Genomic DNA, 238 nt, shown 5'->3' with positions numbered 1-238 from the left:
GTACCACTCTAGCGTATGCGCAACCCGTGGGCGGTGTGGTATCGGCAGGAAACGCGAACATTAGCATTTTGCCGGGAAATATGACCATCCAGCAAAACTCACAAAATGTGGCGATCAACTGGCAAAGCTTCAACATCAATCGCGGTGAATCAGTTAATTTTGTGCAACACAATAGCAGCGCGATCGCATTAAACCGCGTTCTGGGTTCAGATGCATCCAGCATTATGGGTAACCTGTC

At 48.7% G+C, this 238-nt stretch carries 1 protein-coding gene; it reads left to right on the top strand.

What is annotated here, in order from left to right:
- Window positions 1–26 precede the first annotated feature (26 nt).
- Window positions 27–238: filamentous hemagglutinin N-terminal domain-containing protein (locus FVA95_RS30380; protein ID WP_205016115.1), on the top strand; the 212-nt coding region annotated here is incomplete at its 3' end.

The sequence above is a fragment of the Pseudonocardia sp. EV170527-09 genome, assembly GCF_008369905.1.
Taxonomy (GTDB): Bacteria; Actinomycetota; Actinomycetes; order Mycobacteriales; family Pseudonocardiaceae; genus Pseudonocardia.
Note: the sequence above shows the minus strand (reverse complement) of the source record. Positions and strands in the feature narration are given on the sequence as shown.